This window comes from Paraburkholderia flava, from assembly GCF_004359985.1.
In the GTDB taxonomy this organism is placed as follows: Bacteria; Pseudomonadota; Gammaproteobacteria; order Burkholderiales; family Burkholderiaceae; genus Paraburkholderia; species Paraburkholderia flava.
The window spans coordinates 731,302-749,548 of the sequence record NZ_SMRO01000003.1 but is presented as its reverse complement, the minus strand read 5'-3'; the positions used below and the strand labels follow the sequence as shown (position 1 = coordinate 749,548).

General features: G+C 64.4%; 17 protein-coding genes. 2 read left to right on the top strand and 15 right to left on the bottom strand.

Annotated elements, in window-relative coordinates:
* Nucleotides 1-24: 24 nt before the first annotated feature.
* The 9 genes from araG to E1748_RS25840 form a co-directional block, all read right to left on the bottom strand.
* Entirely contained in the window at nt 25-1,548 is a 1,524-nt protein-coding gene (araG, locus tag E1748_RS25880) for an L-arabinose ABC transporter ATP-binding protein AraG (RefSeq protein WP_133650112.1), read from the bottom strand.
* Nucleotides 1,549-1,728: 180 nt separating this feature from the next.
* A complete protein-coding gene (locus tag E1748_RS25875) occupies nt 1,729-2,727 on the bottom strand; it encodes an arabinose ABC transporter substrate-binding protein (RefSeq protein WP_133650111.1) in 999 nt (332 codons plus the stop codon).
* Nucleotides 2,728-2,869: 142 nt separating this feature from the next.
* Complete coding sequence (locus E1748_RS25870; RefSeq protein ID WP_133650110.1) at nt 2,870-3,646, bottom strand: SDR family oxidoreductase; 777 nt, start codon at nt 3,644-3,646, stop codon at nt 2,870-2,872.
* A complete protein-coding gene (locus E1748_RS25865) occupies nt 3,643-4,332 on the bottom strand; it encodes a 2-dehydro-3-deoxy-6-phosphogalactonate aldolase (RefSeq protein WP_133650109.1) in 690 nt (229 codons plus the stop codon). The genes E1748_RS25870 and E1748_RS25865 overlap by 4 nt, the downstream gene beginning before the upstream one ends.
* 36 nt (nt 4,333-4,368) lie before the next feature.
* Entirely contained in the window at nt 4,369-5,406 is a 1,038-nt protein-coding gene (locus E1748_RS25860) for a 2-dehydro-3-deoxygalactonokinase (RefSeq protein ID WP_133650108.1), read from the bottom strand.
* Complete coding sequence (locus E1748_RS25855; RefSeq protein WP_133650107.1) at nt 5,403-6,338, bottom strand: IclR family transcriptional regulator; 936 nt, start codon at nt 6,336-6,338, stop codon at nt 5,403-5,405. Before E1748_RS25855 ends, E1748_RS25860 begins: the two co-directional genes overlap by 4 nt.
* 274 nt (nt 6,339-6,612) lie before the next feature.
* Nucleotides 6,613-7,002: a RidA family protein gene (locus tag E1748_RS25850; protein ID WP_133650106.1), complete on the bottom strand. Its 390-nt coding sequence runs from the start codon at nt 7,000-7,002 to the stop codon at nt 6,613-6,615.
* Nucleotides 7,003-7,090: 88 nt separating this feature from the next.
* Nucleotides 7,091-8,572: an N-acyl-D-amino-acid deacylase family protein gene (locus tag E1748_RS25845; RefSeq protein ID WP_133650105.1), complete on the bottom strand. Its 1,482-nt coding sequence runs from the start codon at nt 8,570-8,572 to the stop codon at nt 7,091-7,093.
* A 3-nt stretch (nt 8,573-8,575) separates the two neighbouring features.
* Complete coding sequence (locus tag E1748_RS25840) at nt 8,576-9,466, bottom strand: MurR/RpiR family transcriptional regulator (protein ID WP_133650104.1); 891 nt, start codon at nt 9,464-9,466, stop codon at nt 8,576-8,578.
* A 158-nt stretch (nt 9,467-9,624) separates the two neighbouring features.
* On the opposite strand from E1748_RS25840, the gene E1748_RS25835 reads away from it, so the two are divergent.
* Nucleotides 9,625-10,914, top strand: a complete 1,290-nt coding sequence (locus tag E1748_RS25835; protein WP_133650103.1) for an amino acid deaminase — start codon at nt 9,625-9,627, stop codon at nt 10,912-10,914.
* A gap of 13 nt (nt 10,915-10,927) precedes the next feature.
* On the opposite strand, the gene E1748_RS25830 is transcribed toward E1748_RS25835, so the two are convergent.
* Together E1748_RS25830 and E1748_RS25825 are read right to left on the bottom strand one after the other, a co-directional pair.
* On the bottom strand, nt 10,928-11,386 hold the full coding sequence (locus E1748_RS25830) for a MarR family transcriptional regulator (protein ID WP_133650102.1): 459 nt from the start codon (nt 11,384-11,386) through the stop codon (nt 10,928-10,930).
* 5 nt (nt 11,387-11,391) lie between these two features.
* Nucleotides 11,392-12,987, bottom strand: a complete 1,596-nt coding sequence (locus E1748_RS25825; RefSeq protein ID WP_133650101.1) for an MDR family MFS transporter — start codon at nt 12,985-12,987, stop codon at nt 11,392-11,394.
* Between the two features lie 126 nt (nt 12,988-13,113).
* Between E1748_RS25825 and E1748_RS25820 the strand changes: the two genes are divergently transcribed.
* Entirely contained in the window at nt 13,114-13,956 is an 843-nt protein-coding gene (locus E1748_RS25820) for an EcsC family protein (RefSeq protein WP_133650100.1), read from the top strand.
* On the opposite strand, the gene E1748_RS25815 is transcribed toward E1748_RS25820, so the two are convergent.
* The 4 genes from E1748_RS25815 to E1748_RS25800 form a co-directional block, all read right to left on the bottom strand.
* Nucleotides 13,926-14,882 (bottom strand): alpha/beta hydrolase, encoded by a 957-nt coding sequence (locus E1748_RS25815; RefSeq protein WP_133650099.1) that lies wholly within the window; start codon nt 14,880-14,882, stop codon nt 13,926-13,928. The two genes, E1748_RS25820 and E1748_RS25815, sit on opposite strands and share 31 nt — an antisense overlap.
* A 112-nt stretch (nt 14,883-14,994) precedes the next feature.
* Nucleotides 14,995-15,429, bottom strand: coding sequence for a CHRD domain-containing protein (locus E1748_RS25810; RefSeq protein ID WP_133650098.1), 435 nt, complete (start codon nt 15,427-15,429; stop codon nt 14,995-14,997).
* A gap of 339 nt (nt 15,430-15,768) precedes the next feature.
* Entirely contained in the window at nt 15,769-17,349 is a 1,581-nt protein-coding gene (locus E1748_RS25805; protein WP_133650097.1) for an ATP-binding protein, read from the bottom strand.
* A gap of 199 nt (nt 17,350-17,548) precedes the next feature.
* The gene (locus E1748_RS25800; protein ID WP_133650096.1) at nt 17,549-18,187 is read right to left on the bottom strand and encodes a response regulator; all 639 of its coding nucleotides are present in this window, start codon (nt 18,185-18,187) and stop codon (nt 17,549-17,551) included.
* Between the last annotated feature and the right edge of the window lie 60 nt (nt 18,188-18,247).

Here is an 18,247-nt window from a genome sequence, read left to right as displayed (position 1 = left end):
GTTCCCGACGGGTAACTATCGTATTCAGGCCGCCCGGGCGGTTTCTGGTGCGGTCGAGCTTTCCGGCAGTGCCAGGCTCAACACGGTCTGTTCGGTCGCGGCGCCGCGCGCAAGCTCGCCGGAAATACGACCCTGCCGCATCACGACGATGCGGTCCGACACGCCCAGCACTTCCGGCAGTTCCGACGAGATCATCACGATCGCGCAGCCGCGCTCCGCGAGCTGATAGATCACGTTATAGATCTCGTGCTTCGCGCCGACATCGATGCCGCGCGTCGGTTCGTCGAGAATCACCACTTTCAGGTTCGGCTCGGCGAGCCAGCGCGACAGGATCGCCTTCTGCTGGTTGCCGCCCGAGAGAAAGCGGATTTTCTGGCGACGGCCCGGCGTCTTGATCTTCAACAGCTTGATGAAGCGGTCCGCGGTCTCGGCTTCCTTCTTGCGATCGAGGAACATGCCCGCGCGCAGATAGTGCCGGCGGCAGCTGATGTTGATGTTCTCCGACACGCTCGCCATCGCGACGATGCCTTCTTCCTTGCGGTCTTCCGGGCACAGTACGATGCCGTGACGGATCGCCTCGCCGGCGCTGCGCACCCGGATCGGTTTGCCGTCGAGCGTAATTTCGCCGCCCTTCTTGTGATCGGCGCCGTACACGAGGTGCATCAGTTCGCTGCGCCCCGCGCCGACCAGACCGAAGAACCCGACGATCTCACCTTTGCGCACTTCGAAGCTTGCCGGCTCCGCGAGCGAGTGACCTTCGATCGCCTTCGCCGCGAAACGCACTTCACCGAGCGCGCGCGGCGTGTAGTTATAGATATCCGAAATCTCGCGACCAACCATCTCGCTGACGATCGTGTCGCGCTTCACGCCTTCGAGGCTCGGATGCGACGCGACCTTGCGGCCGTCGCGGAAAATCGTGCAGGCGTCGCACAGTTGATAGATCTCGTCCATCCGGTGCGAGATGTAGATCAGCGCGCGATTGTCCGCGCGCAGGTCGCGCACGAGCTTGAACAGCACTTCGGTTTCGCTGTGCGACAGCGAGCTGGTCGGCTCGTCGAGCGCGATCACGCGCGCGTTGCGCAGCAGCGCCTTGCAGATCTCGACCATCTGCCGCTGTGCAATCGACAGCTTGCGCAGCTTCGCATCCGGATCGAGCGCGACGCCCATCGCCGCGAGACGTTCGCGCACGAAGCGTTTCGCTTCGCGCTTGTTGACCCAGCCGAGCGAATTCGGCAACTGGCCGAGCAGCAGATTTTCGGCAACAGTCAGGTCCGGCACGTACTGCAGTTCCTGGTGAATCACCGCGATGCCGGCGCCGATCGAAGCCGCTGCGCTCGAAAAGCGCACCTCGTTGCCGTCGATCAATACGCGGCCCGAATCCGGCTGATATTCGCCGCCGAGAATCTTCAACAGCGTCGACTTGCCGGCGCCGTTTTCTCCCATCAAACCGTGCACCTGTCCTTCGTGCACGTCGAACGACACACCGTCCAGCGCACGCACGCCTGGAAACACCTTGCCGATATCGTCAAAACGTAGCGTCGCAGACACTTCCGCCTCCATTGCTTCCAATTGCAGCCCTACATGCAGCCACTCATACCGTCACATGTGCAGCCGGCAGCGCCGCGCGAACTCACGCGACACGGCCGGCGGCCTGCTTCATTGCGCATCTGTCGACCGGAACAGGCGCGCTAACGCGCCGGCTCCGGCCACACACTTGCATCGGCCCGCTTACTTCGACGCGAGGCCCATCTTCTGACGCACTTCGCCAACGTTGTCACGCGTCGCGAGCATGCCGGTCGTCAGCGTCAGCAGCGGCGGTTCCTTGCCTTGCGTGATCCAGTCGTACATCAGCGTCGACGTTTCTTCGCCGTGACGCTTCGGGCTGATGATCACGGTGCCGTAGAAGCCCGTCGGGTTCGGCTTCTTGAACTCGTTCAGCGCGGAGTCCGAACCGCCGATACCGATACCGATCATGTTGTCGGCCTTGAAGCCGCGACCTTCCGCTGCGCGCACGGCGCCAAGCACGCCTTCGTCGTTCAGCGCATAAGCGACCCAGTGCTTGAACTGCGGATTCTTCGTCAGCGCGATGTTAGCTGCGTTGAACGCGTTTTCCGTGTCCGTCTTCGCCTGCGGTGCTGCGATCACGTTTGCCTTCGGGAAGCCGGCGGCGACCAGTGCATCGGTCGCGCCGCTCGTGCGATCGTGCGCGGTCGGCAGCTGTTCGTAGGTCACGTCGATGGCGCCGACGTCCTTCATGTCCCAGCCGCGCTTCTTGATTTCCGCAGCCAGACCGTCGCCGACCTGCTTGCCGATGTTGTACGCCGAAATGCCCATATGCGGCACCGATTCGATCGGCTTGCCCGCGCCGTCGACGAGACGGTCGTCGACCGTCATCATCTTCAGGCCGTCGGCCTTCGCCTTCGCGACGATGCCCGGTCCGAGCTTGACGTCGGGCGTGCAGATCACGAAGCCCTGGGCCTTTTGCGCGGCGAGGTTGTCGATCGCGCTCATCACCTTTTCACCCGACGGCGCGCCGATCTTCACGAGCGTGAAGCCCTTCTCCTTCGCGGCCATCTCGGCGAACTTCCACTCGTCCTGGAACCACGGCTCTTCGGGCTGCTTCACGAGGAAGCCGATCTTGACCTGGTCGGCTGCCTGCACGACCGGTGCGTTGAAGAGCACCCCCGTTGCCGCTGCTGCCAGCGTGAGGAAAATTCTACGTTTCATGATGCGTGTCTCCTGACTAATTGATAACGGGAAGGTATCGGCCGCGTCTTCTTTTTACCGGTTCAGCACACGCGGCCCGTGCGCCTGCCGGTTCACACTTTTCCTGCTTCCTGCTGCTGCGCGTCGGCTCCAGGCCGCCGCGTCAGTCGTGGTACAGCGCCGAGCGCCCACCGTCGACGGTGATGCAGCTCGCGTTGATGAACGGCGCCTCGTCGGAGGCGAGAAACACGGCGGTCATCGCCACTTCGTCCGGCCGGCCGATGCGCTTCATCGGCTGCAGATCGAGCGTCGCTTGCCGCGCAGCGGCCGGGTCGTCCTGCGCGCCCCACCAGTCGTGCGTCAACTGCGTTTCGACATAGCCCGGCGCGATCGCGTTGACGCGCACGTTGCGCGGCGCGTACTCGATGCCGAGCGCGCGCGTGAGGCCGAGCACGCCGTGCTTCGCGACCGGATACGGAAAGCATCCGGGAATGATCTTGAACGCGTGCGTCGACGCGATATTCACGATGCTGCCGGCACCGCGCTCGACCATGCCGGGCAACACCGCGCGGCAACCATTCCATACGCCGTCGAGATCGACCGCGAAGCAGCGGCGCCAGTCGTCGTCGGTCATCGTCAGCGGATCGCAGAACACGTTGATGCCCGCGTTATTGACGAGTACGTCGAGCGGGCCAAACGCGCGTTCGGCTTCGCTGACGGCATGCTGTACCGACGCCGACTTCGTCACGTCGGTCTGCACGGCGAGCGCACGTGCGCCCGGTTGTGCAACGATGGCCTGCGCGGTCGTCTGCGCGGTGTCGAGATCGAGTTCAGCCAGCACGACCGCCGCACCTTCGCGTGCGAACGCGTGCGCGATCGCCGCGCCGATGCCGCGTCCTGCACCGGTGATCAACGCGACCTTGCCGGCCAGCCGATTCATTGCTTCGCTCCCGCGCGAGCGGACTGCGCGACGCGCAATCCGTCGATGAATGCTTTCGCGTGCGCTTCGGTGGTCGCTGCGCTCTGACCCGGCTTGAACAGTGCCGAGCCCAGCCCGAAACCATTCGCTCCTGCCGACAGGAACGGCCCCATGTTGTCCGGCGCGATTCCGCCGACCGGCACGAGCGGCACCTGCGCGGCGATCACCGCGCGCCACGCCTTCACGACATGCGCGCCGAGCTGCTCGGCGGGAAACATCTTCAGCACGTCGGCGCCGGCCTTCAGCGCGAGAAACGCTTCGTTCGGCGTCGCGACGCCGGGCGCGCACGCCATCGCCTGCGATTTCGCGGCAGCGATCACGTCGGCATCGCTGTGCGGCATCACGATCAGTTCGCCGCCTGCTGCCTTCACGTCGTGCACGAAGCCCGGATGCAGCACGGTGCCCGCACCGACGATCGCATCGGCCGGCAGTGCGCGACGGATCGCAGCGATGCTGTCGAACGGCTGCGGCGAATTCAGCGGCACTTCGACGATCCGGAAACCTGCTTCGTACAGCGCACGTCCGTGATCGGCTGCGTCGGCGGGCGTCACGCCGCGCAGGATGGCGATCAGCGGACACGCTTTGAATGCGGCCATCAGACCCGCGTGCGGCTCGTACGGTCCTGGCAGATTGATATGAGGTTGCATGTCGGTTCCTTGTATGTCGTCGTCGCGCGGGTGCCGTCAGCGTGCACGCGCGGCGTGTGCCGCACCGCCGGCCGCCTTGACCAGGCCCGCTTCGCTCGCCATGCGCCACAGTCCGCGTTCGGTCGCGTGCTTCACGAGCGTCGCGTCGTCGCAGCCGAACTGCGCGAGTGCGATGCGGTAGCGCTCGCACAACGCTTCATTGCCGATCAGACGCAGCGACAGACCGGCCAGCGACGTCTGCTGCTGCGCGAGCACCGCTTCGAGGCCCGCGATTTCATGGCCGATCAACAGGCCGGACAGATAGTCCGGTTGCTGGTCGCCAGCGAGTTGCCCCGTGAGACCGAGCGTGCGCGTGCTGAACACCGTTGCCAGCAGACCGCCCGCACCGCGTTGCCGCACGACGTTCACGCCGCGCAGGAACGCTTCGGCATCCGGACGATCGGGCGTCGTCATCGTGCGGCCGAGAATCGTATGTTCGGACAGCGCCGCGAACACTTCGCCGGTCATGAACGTATGAAACCGCTCGATCCGGCCGTGCTGCACGACGACCCACTTCGCGTGCGTACCGGGCAGACCGATCAGCGCCACGTCCGACATCGCATCGCCGGTCAGTGCACCGAAAATCTGTGTCTCTTCGCCGCGCATCACGTTCGGCAGATCGCCGCGCTCCAGCACGCCGGGCACGATGTGCAGCACCGTGCCGCGCGCCGCCTCGACGCGGACGATGCCTGCGACCAGCGCATCGGCATCGGCGGGCGCATCGACGTACGGCGCCTCTACCCAGCCCTGCGCGCTGCCGACCATGCCGGCCGCGATCACCGGCACGTCCGGCGTCTGGTCGAGCCATGCGCCGCACACTGCGTCGAACGCGGCATCGAAACCGCCTTCATGCGCGGGGCGCGGCAGATTCATGATGCCCGCGCTCGATGCGCGCGTCGCCAGCACATTGCCGTGCGCGTCGAACAGATATGCGCGCAGCGACGTCGTGCCCCAGTCGAGCGCGATCAGCGCTGCATCCGCGCTCCCCTGTGCCGCTACCTCTTGTACGGGAGCGGTCGAAACCGGTACGGTCATCGTTTGATCCTGCGCGTAACAGGCTGCGGTGCACGCCAGCCCAGTTCTTCCGAAATCGCGCGCGCTTCGCGCTGTACGACCTGAATCAGTTCATCCATGCGTTCGTGCGGCATGTACGGAATCGTGCTCGCCACCGACACCGCCGCGACGATCAAGCCCGACGCGTCGCGCACCGGCGCCGCGACGCAGCGGATCGACGCTTCGTTTTCCTCGAGATCGAACGTGTAGCCGCCGGCCGAGTAGTTCGTCATGCGTTGCATGAACGTCGGCGCATCGGGGCGGTTGTCGGGTTTGAAGCTCACGCCCGCGAGCGCGCGGCGCGATGCATCGAAGAGGGCCTGCCAGGTGTCGGGCGTGAGGTCGAGCATCATCGCCTTGCCGATACCCGTCGACGCGAGCGGCATCCGGTGACCGACCCGCGAGCGCATTTCCAGTCCGCGTGTGCCGGGGATCTTGTCGATGTACAGCACGTCGTCGCCGTCGCGCACGCCGAGGTGGATCGTGTCGAGCGTCTGTTCCGCAAGCGATTCGAGATGCGGACGCGCGACTGCGGTCAGCGGCATCTGTTCGAGCGCGATCGTGCCGAGTTCGATCAGCTTCGGGCCGAGCAGATAACCGCCCTGCACCTGACGCAGATAGCGCGCCTGGACGAGGCTGCTGACGAGTCGATGCGTGGTGCTGCGCGTCGTGCCGAGCGCGGCGCCGAACGTGCGCAGATCGCGCACACCCGCTGCGGCGGCTTCGAGAATCGCGAGGCCGCGCAACAGCGTCTGCGTGCCGGCCTGTTGAGGCGTGACGTCGAGCAGCGTGCTCGGCAGACCGATCGAATCGGCTGAGTGGTCGGCGACGGCTTTCGGTGCGGGCGCGGAATTCACGGCGCGCGAAGGCTCGCCGGGCTGGACGCGCGCTTCCTGTCTCGAGATGAACGGCATGGCCGGGTGTCTCCTGTGTCGACTGCGGTTGGCACTTAAGTGCCTGTCGCGGTCCCATCCAAGATGGTTTGCTATTTGGCCTCTGCCGCGGCCGGTCGGTCGCGGTGGGCTCGTTGGTCCGGATTGTAGGGTGCTTTTTTCGGAATCTCCAATATGTGAGTGGTCGACTCATATATTGGGAATTTATACGCCAGACAAAGAAAAAGGGCCGCGTCAGCGGCCCTTTCTTTCATGGCGGTGGCCGGTCAGTCCCGGCCCGGCTCGATCAGACGCATCACGCGCCGGCCGGCTCCTTGTACGCCACGCAATCCACCTCGACCTTGCAGTCGATCACCATGCTCGACACCACGCACGCGCGCGCCGGCGGGTTCTCGCCGAAGTATTCGCGGAACACCTTGTTGAACGACGCGAAGTCGCGCGGATCGTCGAGCCATACGCCGCAGCGCACGACGTGCTCCGCGCCGTAGCCCGCTTCCTTCAGGATCGCGAACACGTTCTGGATTGCCTTGTGCGACTGCTCGACGATGCCGCCGTTGATCACCTCGCCGTTTTCCATCGGCGTCTGTCCCGACACGTACAGCCAGCCGTTCGCTTCAACCGCGCGCGCAAACGGCATGTGTTGTCCGCCCGTTCCCTTGCCGCCTTCTACGCCATATCGCTTCATCGTTTTGCTCCTTGTGTTCATACGTTCATGATGCCGCGCACGGGACGGTCCCGGTGCGCGGCTTCGGTTGCTGTGATCTTTATCGTGTTCAGAATGCGCCGTGTTCGTCGCCCTTCGAAGGCGCCCCGCGCGCGACGAAATGTCCGGCACGTTCGCCGGTCGGCTGGCCGTCGCGATACGACAGCACGCCGTTTACCCACACTGCGTCGATGCCGTCGGCGGGCTGCTGCGGCTTGTCGAACGTCGCTGCATCGCGCACGCGCGCCGGATCGAACAGCACGAGATCCGCGTGATAGCCGATATGCACTTCGCCGCGTTGCGCGAGCCCGAAGCGTCGCGCGGACAGCCCCGTCATCTTGCGCACCGCTTCCTCGAGTGGAATCAGCGCGGCGTCGCGTGCGTAATGGCCGAGTACGCGCGGAAACGCGCCCCACAACCGCGGATGCGGCATCGGATCGTTCGGCAGGCCATCGGAGCCGATCATCGTCGCGGGATGCGACAGGATGCGCCGCACGTCGTCCTCCGACATGTTGTGATAGATCGCGCCGGCCGGCTGCAGACGCTTCGCCGCTTCCTGCTGTGTGATGCCCCATTGCGCGGCGATGTCCTTCACGAGCTTGCCCGCCACCTCGGGATGCGGCTCCGACCACGTAATCGTGATGTCGATATCGCCGGTCACCTGCTTGAGATCGAGCGTCGACGAACCGCGTGCATACGGATAGCAGTCGCAGCCGACCGGTTGCAGCTTGCGCGCACGCTCAAGCGATTCGAGCACTTCGACGCTGCGTCCCCAGTTCGACGGCCCCGCGCATTTCAGATGCGAGATCACGACCGGCACGCGTGCATGACGACCGATGCGATATGCCTCGTCCATCGCATCGAGAATCGCTTCGAACTCGGTGCGCATGTGCGTCGTGTACAACGCGCCTGCAGCGGCGAGCGGTTCCGCGAGCGCCATCACTTCTTCGGTCGGCGCGGCAAACGCGGAGCCATACGCGAGTCCTGAACTCATGCCCAGCGCGCCGTGCGCGAGTGCTTCTTCGAGTTGCGCGCGCATCCCTTCGATCTCATGCGGCGTCGCCGCGCGATCGAGGCTGTCCATCTGATTGTTGCGCAGCGCAGTGTGGCCGATCAACGCACCGACGTTCACCGCAGGACGCGCCGTATTCACCGCTTCGACATACGCGGCGAAAGTCGGATAAGCAAACGCGCTGCGATCGCCGAGCAGGTTCATCGGATCGGGCGGATCGCCTTTCAGCGACACCGGCGACGCGCTGATCCCGCAGTTGCCGACGATCACCGTCGTCACGCCCTGCGAGATTTTCGGCAGCATCTGCGGTGCGCGGATCACGTGCGTGTCGTCGTGCGTGTGCACGTCGATGAAGCCCGGCGCGAGCGCGCGGCCGTTCGCCTCGATCACTTCTTCGGCGAGCCAGTTCGACAGATTGCCGATCGCGGCGATGCGGCCGTCGCGCAGCGCAATGTCGCGCTCGACCGGCGGTGCGCCCGTGCCGTCGTACAGCTGGGCGCCGACGATCAGCGTATCGGCGGCTTCGGGATGCGAATGCATGGATCAGTCTCCTATCGGTTGTCGATCGCCGCCGCCGCGATGCGTGTCGAGCGCATGCTTCATCCGGCGCAGCAGTTCGCGGCTCTCGTCGCCGAGACTGACGGCGAGTTCGGTGACGAGCACGTCGAGCGCCATCATCATCGCGTAGCGCGACGATGACGGTTTGTAGATGAAATCGGTTTCGTACGCGACGATCGGAATCAGCCAGTCGGCGAGTTTCGCGAGCGGCGATGCAGGTGCGGTCAGTGCGATCAGCGTCGCGCCGTAGCTGCGCGCGATGCGGCAGCTTTCGAGAATCTCCGGCACATGTCCGCTCGCCGACAGCGCGATCACCACGCAGTCTTGCGACACGGTGCTCGCGACCATCCGCTGCAGCAGACCGTCCTGATACGTCGCGACGGGACGACCGAGACGCACGAGCCGGAAGCGCATTTCGTCGGCGAGCGCGGTCGACCCGCCGCCCATCCCGAACACGTAGATCATCCGCGCGTCGCGCAGCGCCGCAGCGGCGTTCGCGAGCGGCGCGTGACAGAGCACTTCGTAATTCCGTGCGAGCGCGGTCTGCACTTCGTCGAAGACACGCGTGACGAGCGGTTCCGGCGCATCCGCTGCGGCGCCGGTTTTCAGAAAACGCTGACCGACCGCAGCCGCCTGTGCGAGACGCAGTTTCAGTTCGCGCACGTCGCGGCATCCGACCGCCTTCGCGAACCGCGTGACCGTCGCCACGCTGACGTCGGCCTGCTGCGCGAGCGCGCCGATACTCGCGCGCGATGCGGCCGTCAGGTCGTCGAGAATCAGCGCCGCCACCTTGCGTTCCGCCGAGCGCAACTCGGGCGCGCGGGCGGCAATCCGCGCGACGATGTCGAAAGCTAGCGGCTCGGTGGTGGAATTCATCTTGCGGGGATAGAGTGGACCGGCTGCGGGTCAGGTCTTCCTGGCTCGTCCTGTTCGACGGCCGTGGTACTAAATAACATTTCGCAGGCCATCGTACTTTCTGTACCATATTAAAGTCAACTTCGATTCGATTTAACTGGATGATGGAGCGGCATTACATGAAAGTTACAAACTATCAGGGCGCGACGATCGACGCCTACAGCAAGGGTCTCGGCAACGTTCCGGGCACCAGCATCCAGTTGACCGACGCCGCGCGCCTCGAATGGAATCTGCTCGACGAAGACGTGAGCCTGCCGGCCGCCGTGCTGTACGCCGATCGCGTCGAACACAACCTGAAATGGATGCAGGCGTTCGTCGCGGAATACGGTGTGAAGCTCGCACCGCACGGCAAGACGACGATGGCGCCGCAACTGTTCCGCCGCCAGATCGAAACCGGCGCGTGGGGCATCACGCTCGCAACCGCGCATCAGGTGCGCGCCGCGTATCACGGCGGCATTTCGCGCGTGCTGATGGCGAATCAACTGGTCGGCCGCCGCAACATGATGATGATCGCGGAGCTGCTGAGCGATCCCGATTTCGAGTTCTTCTGTCTGGTGGATTCGGTCGACGGTGTCGAGCAGTTGGGTCGTTTCTTCGACTCGGTCGGCAAGCAGTTGCAGGTGCTGCTCGAACTCGGCGTGTCCGGCGGACGCACCGGGGTACGCGATGACGCGCAGCGCGATGCGGTGCTCGACGCGATCGCGCGTTACCCCGATGCACTGAAGCTCGCGGGCGTCGAACTGTATGAAGGTGTGCTCAAGGAAGAAGACGAAGTGCGCGCGTTTCTGCGCGGCGCCGTGCAGACCACGCTCGCGCTCGCCGATGCGGGTCGTTTCGCGCGTACGCCGGCGATTTTGTCGGGCGCCGGGTCAGCGTGGTACGACGTGGTCGCGGAAGAGTTCTCGAAAGCCACCGAAGCAAGCCGCGTCGAGATCGTGCTGCGGCCGGGCTGCTATCTGACGCATGACGTCGGCGTCTATCGCAAAGCGCAGACCGACATCTTCGCGCGCAATCCGGTCGCGAAAAAAATGGGCGAAGGGTTGCTGCCCGCGCTGCAGCTATGGGCGTACGTGCAGTCGATTCCCGAGCCGGATCGCGCGATCATCGGCCTCGGCAAACGCGACTCGGCGTTCGATGCCGGGTTGCCCGAGCCGGCGCGTCACTATCGTCCGGGTACCGGGTCTGGCAATAACACGCCGCGCGATATCTCGAAGGACGAAGGCTGGGAAATATTCGGGCTGATGGATCAGCACGCGTATCTGCGGATTCCGGTAGGCGCGGATCTGAAAGTCGGCGACATGATCGCGTTCGACATCTCGCATCCGTGCCTGACGTTCGACAAGTGGCGTCAGCTGCTGGTCGTCGATTCGAAGTATCGCGTGACGGAAGTGATCGAAACGTTCTTCTGATTCAACGTATCGCTTAACTCGCGTCGGCGGGCTGCGGTGCGGTTGCAGCCACCTCGCCGATGCGTGCTTCGAGCAGGCCGAGCGCGCCCGACAGCGCGGCAAGCGCATCGTCGGGCAGCGCGGCCATCGTGTCGTGCAGGAATGCATTGCGGCGCGGCAGGCTCGCTTCGGTCAGCGAGCGACCCACCTCGGTCAGCTTCACGTTGGTGATCCGGTTGTCGCGCGTATCCATGCTGCGCGCGATCCAGCCCATCTGTTCGAGCGCCTTCAATTGACGCGTAAGCGCGCCCGGATCGATCCGCAGCCGCTCGACGAGCCGCTTCTGCGACGACTCGCCCTGCTGCTCGTGCAACGCGAGCAGAATCCGCCAGCGCGGCATCGGATGGCCGACATGCAGTTCGAACGCCGACATGAACGCACGATACGTGCGACCGAACTGCTGCACGACGGCGACGCGGTCCTGTTCTTCCATCTGTATCAGTCCACGTGAACCGTCGGTTCGATCTGACGGTGAAGTTTGATCGGCGGCACGCGCCGGCTTTGCCAGACCGATACGACCGCGACCAGCGCGGCAAGCGCCAGCCCCAGATGAATCGCGCCGACCAGCGCCTCGCGCGCCGCTTCGAGTAGCATCGCGCCGTTGTGGCCGGCGTGTGCGAGCTGGCCGAGCAGCGTCTGCTGCGCTTCATGATTGATCAGGATCTGCGGATCGCCGAGATCGTTCGACCACTGTGTTGCGTGATCGCGTTCGAGCGCATCGCGCACGCCGCTCGCGTACATGTGCGTGATGAGCGTGCCGGTCAACGCGGTGCCGATCATCCCGCCGATCATCCGCAGCGACTGCAGCAGCGCCGTCGCGATGCCGAGGTGTTCGCGGCCCGCGGTCTGCTGCGCGAAGATGGTCAGATTCGGCATCACGAAGCCGAGCCCGAGGCCGGCCATGATCATGAACGACATCAGCATCCACTGCGGCATCGAACGGCTCGTGACGACGGTGCCGAAGCACGCGAGCGCGACGAGCACGAAGCCGATGTACAGCATCAGATTCGGATTGCGCACACGCGACACGATCCGGCCGTTCGCGATGCTGCCGATCGTGATGAACACGACGAGCGGCGTGATGACGATGCCCGCGTCCTTCGGCGACATCCCGAAGCCGCCCTGAAACAGCAGTGGTGCGTAGAACAGCAGCGAGAACATCGTGAAGCCGCCGAGCACCGCGAGCGTGAAGAGCGCGGACAGACTGCGGTTGCGGAACATGTCGACGGGCAGGATCGCTTGCGGAAACTGCTTTTCCCAACGCCACAAGCCATACGCGGACGCGACGCTCACCGCGAGCAGCGCGACCGCGCCGAACGTGACGCCGTGTTTCGGCAGCATTTCGACGAACAGTTGCAGACAGCCGAGCGCAATCGCGATCAACAACGCGCCGGGCCAGTCGAGCCGCATCTTGCCTTCATGCGCGACGTGCCGAAGATGCGGCAGATAGCGCCACACGAAAAACAGCGACAGCAGACCGACCGGCAGATTCACGTAGAACACCGATCGCCAGCCGTAGTACTGCGTCAGAAAACCGCCGAGCGACGGTCCTACCGCGTTCGCGATACCGAACGCCGAACTCATCAGCACCTGCCAGCGCAGACGCACGACCGAATCGGGAAACAGATCGGGAATGCACGCGAACGCGGTGCCGACCAGCATGCCGCCGCCGATCCCCTGAAGGCCGCGCGCGAGCACGAGGAACAGCATGTTGTTGGCGGCGCCGCACAGCACCGACGCACCGGTGAACACAACGATCGACGCGATCACGAACGGCTTGCGTCCGTAATAGTCGCCGAGGCGACCGAAGATCGGCACGGTGATGACCGAGGTCAGCAGATAGGAGGTTGCGACCCACGCGTACAGCTCGAAACCCTTGAGCTCGGAGACGATGGTCGGCAGCGCGGTGCCGACGACGGTCTGATCGAGCGCGACGAGCATCGTGACGAAGGAGACGCCGAGCATCGCGAGCAGCGATTCCCGGAACGGCAGGACTTGCCCACTCGAATGGTGGGCGGCGGTATGGACGGGCATTTTTGATCGTGCAACAGTTGACGCGTCAAACGATTGGGAATCATACCACGTCGTTGCGTTCTAAACTGGCTCAGTCGGCGGCTCGTGCACCGGGCCGCGTCGCGTAAAACAATGACCGGGAGGTCCATGGAGTCGAATCCGCTTGTATCGTCGGTGCTGTCGCCGGACGATCTGAAGGCGCTGCGTCGCGCGAAATACGAACTCGAAAGCCCCGCGCTGACGATGAAACTCGCGGGGATCGTCGGCGCGCCGATCGAGAAGCTGATCACCAAAATGCCGGCCTTCGCGCACGACAAGGTCAGCGACGCAACGCAGCTTGCGCTGCGCAAATGTCTGCAGCTCGCGCTGCGCACGCTCGGGCGATCGAATCCGGCCGATGTGCCCGCCGCCCCCGACAAGCCGAGCAACCTGCTGCACAAGTTCGCCGTCGCGACAACCGGCGCAGCCGGCGGCGCATTCGGGCTGTTTGCGCTGCCGGTCGAACTGCCGGTCACGACGACGCTGATGTTCCGCTCGATCTGCGATATCGCGCGCAGCGAGGGCGAGGATCTGTCTTCAGTGGAAACGCAGCTGCAGTGTCTGACGGTGCTCGGCATGGGCACCGCGTCGAAGGCCGACGACGATGCCGAACTCGGCTACTTCATCACGCGCGGCGCGCTGGCACAGGCGGTGTCGAAGGCATCGTCGGAGATTGCGAGCAAGGGTTTCGCGACGCACGGCTCGGCCGCGTTGCTGCGGCTCGTCAATACGATCGCCGCGCGCTTCTCGGTGCAGGTCAGCGAACAGGTCGCGGCGAAATCGATTCCCGCGATCGGCGCCGTGCTCGGCGCAATGGTCAACACGGTTTTCATCGACCACTTCCAGCAGGTCGCGCACGGCCACTTCACCGTGCGCAAGCTGGAGCGTCAGTACGGCACCGAGTCCGTCCAGGCCGCGTATCAGACGATCGACATCGCGCTCGACGGCTGATCGTCACGCACCCGCGTGACCTGCCGCACGAAATCCGCCGCGCGATCGAGCGCACGGCCGGCCTCGGGAATGAACGGCCCCCAGATCTGCCACACGTGCGGCATCTTCGGCCAGATCTCAAATTCGACGGGCACGTTCGCCGCACGCGCACGCTCGGCGACGCGTCGCGAATCGTCGAGCAGCACTTCGGTACTACCCGCCTGCATGAAGAGCGGCGGCAGATCGCTCAGATCGGCGTAGAGCGGCGACGCATACGGATTCGTCGACGGTGTATCGCCGAGATACAGCTTCGCCGCCCGACCGATTGCGGGACCGGAGAACATCGGATCGGCACCGTCGTTGGTGCGGATCGTCGCGCCGGTCGCGGCCAGATCGGTCCATGGAGAGAAGAGGATTGCGCCCGCCGGCAGCGTGTCGCCGGCATCGCGCAACGCGACGAGCGTCGCGAGTGCGAGACCGCCGCCCGCCGAATCGCCTGCAATCACGATCGATTCCGCCGGCGTCCCCGCCGCGAGCAACCGACGGTACGCGGCGAGCGCATCGTCGAGTGCGGCCGGAAAACGATGTTCGGGCGCGAGCCGGTAATCGAGCGAGAAAACGCGCGCGTCGGTGCGCGTTCCAAGGCCGAAAACGATCGTCCGATGCGTGCGCGGCGAGCAGAAGTAATAGCCGCCGCCGTGCAGATAGAGAATCACCGGTGCGGGCGCGAGCGCGGCGGGACCGTCGCGCTCGAACCACTCGCCGAGCATCGGCGCGTCATCGGGTGCGTACTGTTCGCGGAGTGTCCAGCCGGCCGGCACACGCGGCGTCCAGGCGCGCTTCGCGGTCAGCGCGCGGGCATGCTCCGCGTTGATCGTCGGCCGCAACGTCTGCGGTCGAAATTTCCTGCGCATGAACCAGCAGGCGACGGTGCTTTGCCAACTCATCGGAACGGACTCCCTGAACGGCGAATCCGTCATGGTACGTGCGTTCCGTCGGGCACCGGTCGACGCCGCGCTCTAAACGCGGTGCCCTCGCGGTCCACGCTAACGTGCCGAATTAATTAGCCGGCAACACCTGTCCGCGAATTTCGCCCGACGGATTTTGCGCAGTATGGACGTTGAAGTACCACTGGCCGGCCATCAGATCCGTCACCTGCTGTTCGGTCAGCGTCGCCGAGCCTTTGATCGGACTGGGCAGCGCGCTCTTCTCGATCGGCACCTGCACCTTCGCGTTCTGACCGACCGGTGCCGGTCCGTGGAAATGCGCCATCGTCGCGGGGCCGGACAGCCCTTCGTACGTGACGTTCCATTGCAGCGTTTTCGTCGACGTATCGAACGATGCGTTGAGCATCCCGTGCCCGTGACTCACGCGCGGCGGCACTTCGCTCGACGGTTCGAGGTCGGCTTTCAACGCGACAGTATCGGCGAAGGCCGCACCTGCCGCGAGCGCCCACACGAGGACAGCCAGATTAAGCTTGCGAATCGCATTCATCTTTTTTCTCCAGACGGTACCGACCATCTCGCGCCGCGAAGGTCACTGCCCGCACGGTGTGAACACATACTAGGGCAAATCGATGACAGTCGCGTACATTGAAATGCTACGAACACTTTGGCGCGATCGGACGATCTCTGCCGATTTGCAAATAATCAATTGCAGGATTCGGATGCAATGGATTGCGTGTGCCCTGCTACCCTTCAGGTCGCGAGAAGTGACTCCTTCATCGAAGGATGTCTCCAAGCTTGAACGCGGCTTCGGCCGCGTTTTTTTTCGTGCTTTTTTTCCCGCATTTTCTGCGCGTTGTTGCTGCTTCTTTTCCAGGCCGCCTTGCGCCTACTTCTTAAGCTGAGCGATTTGCCTTTCGATGCTGTCGAGCATCGCGTCGCATTGTGCGGCCAGCGCGATACCGTCGGCACGCAGCTGGTTTGATGACTTCGTTTCGATGCTGCTGCGATAGATGTCGAGTGCCGCGAGCAGCGGCGCGTGTTGCAGTACGCTCGCCGCACCCGCGATCCGGTGATGCCATGCAAGCAGACGCTGCACGTCGGGGCGATCGAGCAGTGGCTGCAATGCGCGGATATCGTCGCGTACTGCCGCAACGAAGGTCTCTAATAACGTTTTCACGATCGATGGACTGCCCCATGATTGGGTCAGTCGCGTCAGGTCGAGTGTGTCCTGCATCTCGATATTGTCGACGCTCACATCGAACCAGCGGCTCAACGACGCACGCAGCTGTTCGACATCGACCGGCTTCACGATGCAGTCATCCATGCCTGCCGTGTGACACGCGGCCAGTTCGTCTTGATCGATGCTCGCTGTGATGCCGAGGATCGGCATCCTCTTTGTTTCTCCCGCGTCGGAACATTCGTGTTCGCGTTCGCGGATACGCTTTGCGAGTTCGTAGCCCGACAGGCGAGGCATCATGCAATCTGAAATCACGCATCCATAACGCGTGCGATCGAGCGCGGCGAGCGCCTCGATACCGTCGCTCACGACGTCGCACGCAAAACCGAGCGACGCAAGCCGATGACGCAGCAGCATACGATTGACCGCATGATCGTCGACGACCAGCACGAGCGAACCGCCAGCGAGTGCGCGATCGCGGCGCGGTAACGCGGGCGATTGCTGCTTCTTGACGTGCAGGCCACGGGGCAACGTGCACACCGCCATCGTCGCGCGGAGCGTCACGCAGGTTCCGACGCCCGGTTCGCTGCGCAGATCGAGCGTCGCACCGATCCGTTGCGCGAGTTCGCGGCAGATCGCAAGCCCGAGACCGGTGCCTCCGTGGCGCCGCGTCGTCGACGAATCCGCCTGCACGAATGGTCGAAAAACATCGGACTGTCGATGTGGCGCAATGCCGATCCCTGTATCGTTGACCGTAATCGCGAGCGTCTGCCGCACCGCATCGCCGCTTTCGACCGACACGCGCACGTCGATCGAACCGGCCTCGGTAAACCTGCTCGCGTTGCCGATCAGATTGAAAAACAGTTGACGCAAGCTCGCACCGTCGCCAATCAATCGCCCGGCAACGTCCGGCTCGACATCGACGCTCACACGCAGCCCTTTCCGATGCGCGAGACCGCTCACCACGCCGAGCACACTGTCGATCAGTTCGCGCGGATCGAACGGCGCATCCAACGGCAGCGCCGAGACAACCGAAGCCGCAGCATCGCGCTTCGCACGATCGAGCGTCGTGTCGATCACGCGAAGCAATGCCTCTGCCGTTTCGCTCATCGTGCGAACCATCGCGCGCTGTTCGCTGTCGAGCGACGTTCGCGACAGCACATCGAGCAGACCGGATACGCCACTCATCGGCGTACGCAATTCGTGCGCGGCCACGGCGAGTGGATCGAGCGCAACGTGCGGCGGGCTGAGCGTAGGCGACGCATAGCGCGGTCGCGACGCTTGCCACATAAGCGAATCACCCGGCCCGGCAGAAGCCCGCCACCCCACCTCTTCGATCCCCCACTGGTCACGCCGCGTCACCTTCCAACCTCCGCTAGCCCACCGCACGCGGACCAACCCGCGCGCCCCGTCTACAAGAAGTAATCGGAAGCCCACGCGATAGCAATTCACGCGTCGTATCCGCGACGCTCCCAACTGCGTTGACGCGTTACACGAGACCAATCTGCCGCGCGTAATCGATCAGATCGGCATCGGTCACGAGGCCCAGCTTGCGCAGCACGCTGCGCTTCTGCGCACCGATCGTCTTCGTGCTGCGGCCGAGGCGGTCGGCAATCTGCGCAACCGTGAAGCCGCGCGCGCAATAACCGAACACGTCCCACTCGCGGACACTGAGCGGACCGGCATGCGACGATGCGGCCGACCCGCGCGTACGCAGTTCGACATGCTGCGACAGATAGCGCCTGCGCCGCGCAGCAGCCTCGATTGCGTGAATGAGCGCGTTGACGGTATCGCGCTTGTCGACGATCGCCGTCGCACCGAGCGCCAGCATCGCGTTCAGTATCGGCGGGTGGCGCAGCATCGTGAGAATCACGACCGGCGGGCAATCGGGATGCCGCATCAACCGGCCGAGCATCGTCACGGCGTTGTTCTCGCCATCGAAGCCCGGCATGCCGAGATCGGCGACGATCACGTCGCACGGACGCGCTTCGAACAGCGTCGCAAGCGAAGGCGCGTCGGCGGCCGTGCCGACCAGCGACATATGCGGTTGCGCGGCGAGCAGATGGGCGACGCACACACGGATCACGCTGTGATCGTCGGCGACGATGACGCGGATATTCTGTTTCATGTTGTAGATCTGCCGATGACGCCCTGCACGACGTGCTCCCCAGGGCGTGAATCACTCGCG

Coding starts and splice junctions, on each gene's coding strand:
- E1748_RS25865 (WP_133650109.1), bottom strand. CDS start 4,332: ATGCAACCTCATATCAATCTGCCAGGACCGTACGAGCCGCACGCGGGT.
- E1748_RS25855 (WP_133650107.1), bottom strand. CDS start 6,338: ATGCCGTTCATCTCGAGACAGGAAGCGCGCGTCCAGCCCGGCGAGCCT.
- E1748_RS25820 (WP_133650100.1), top strand. CDS start 13,114: ATGGAGTCGAATCCGCTTGTATCGTCGGTGCTGTCGCCGGACGATCTG.
- E1748_RS25800 (WP_133650096.1), bottom strand. CDS start 18,187: ATGAAACAGAATATCCGCGTCATCGTCGCCGACGATCACAGCGTGATC.
- E1748_RS25850 (WP_133650106.1), bottom strand. CDS start 7,002: ATGAAGCGATATGGCGTAGAAGGCGGCAAGGGAACGGGCGGACAACAC.
- E1748_RS25810 (WP_133650098.1), bottom strand. CDS start 15,429: ATGAATGCGATTCGCAAGCTTAATCTGGCTGTCCTCGTGTGGGCGCTC.
- E1748_RS25870 (WP_133650110.1), bottom strand. CDS start 3,646: ATGAATCGGCTGGCCGGCAAGGTCGCGTTGATCACCGGTGCAGGACGC.
- E1748_RS25815 (WP_133650099.1), bottom strand. CDS start 14,882: ATGAGTTGGCAAAGCACCGTCGCCTGCTGGTTCATGCGCAGGAAATTT.
- E1748_RS25835 (WP_133650103.1), top strand. CDS start 9,625: ATGAAAGTTACAAACTATCAGGGCGCGACGATCGACGCCTACAGCAAG.
- E1748_RS25840 (WP_133650104.1), bottom strand. CDS start 9,466: ATGAATTCCACCACCGAGCCGCTAGCTTTCGACATCGTCGCGCGGATT.
- E1748_RS25845 (WP_133650105.1), bottom strand. CDS start 8,572: ATGCATTCGCATCCCGAAGCCGCCGATACGCTGATCGTCGGCGCCCAG.
- E1748_RS25860 (WP_133650108.1), bottom strand. CDS start 5,406: ATGACCGTACCGGTTTCGACCGCTCCCGTACAAGAGGTAGCGGCACAG.
- E1748_RS25875 (WP_133650111.1), bottom strand. CDS start 2,727: ATGAAACGTAGAATTTTCCTCACGCTGGCAGCAGCGGCAACGGGGGTG.
- E1748_RS25805 (WP_133650097.1), bottom strand. CDS start 17,349: ATGTGGCAAGCGTCGCGACCGCGCTATGCGTCGCCTACGCTCAGCCCG.
- E1748_RS25825 (WP_133650101.1), bottom strand. CDS start 12,987: ATGCCCGTCCATACCGCCGCCCACCATTCGAGTGGGCAAGTCCTGCCG.
- E1748_RS25830 (WP_133650102.1), bottom strand. CDS start 11,386: ATGGAAGAACAGGACCGCGTCGCCGTCGTGCAGCAGTTCGGTCGCACG.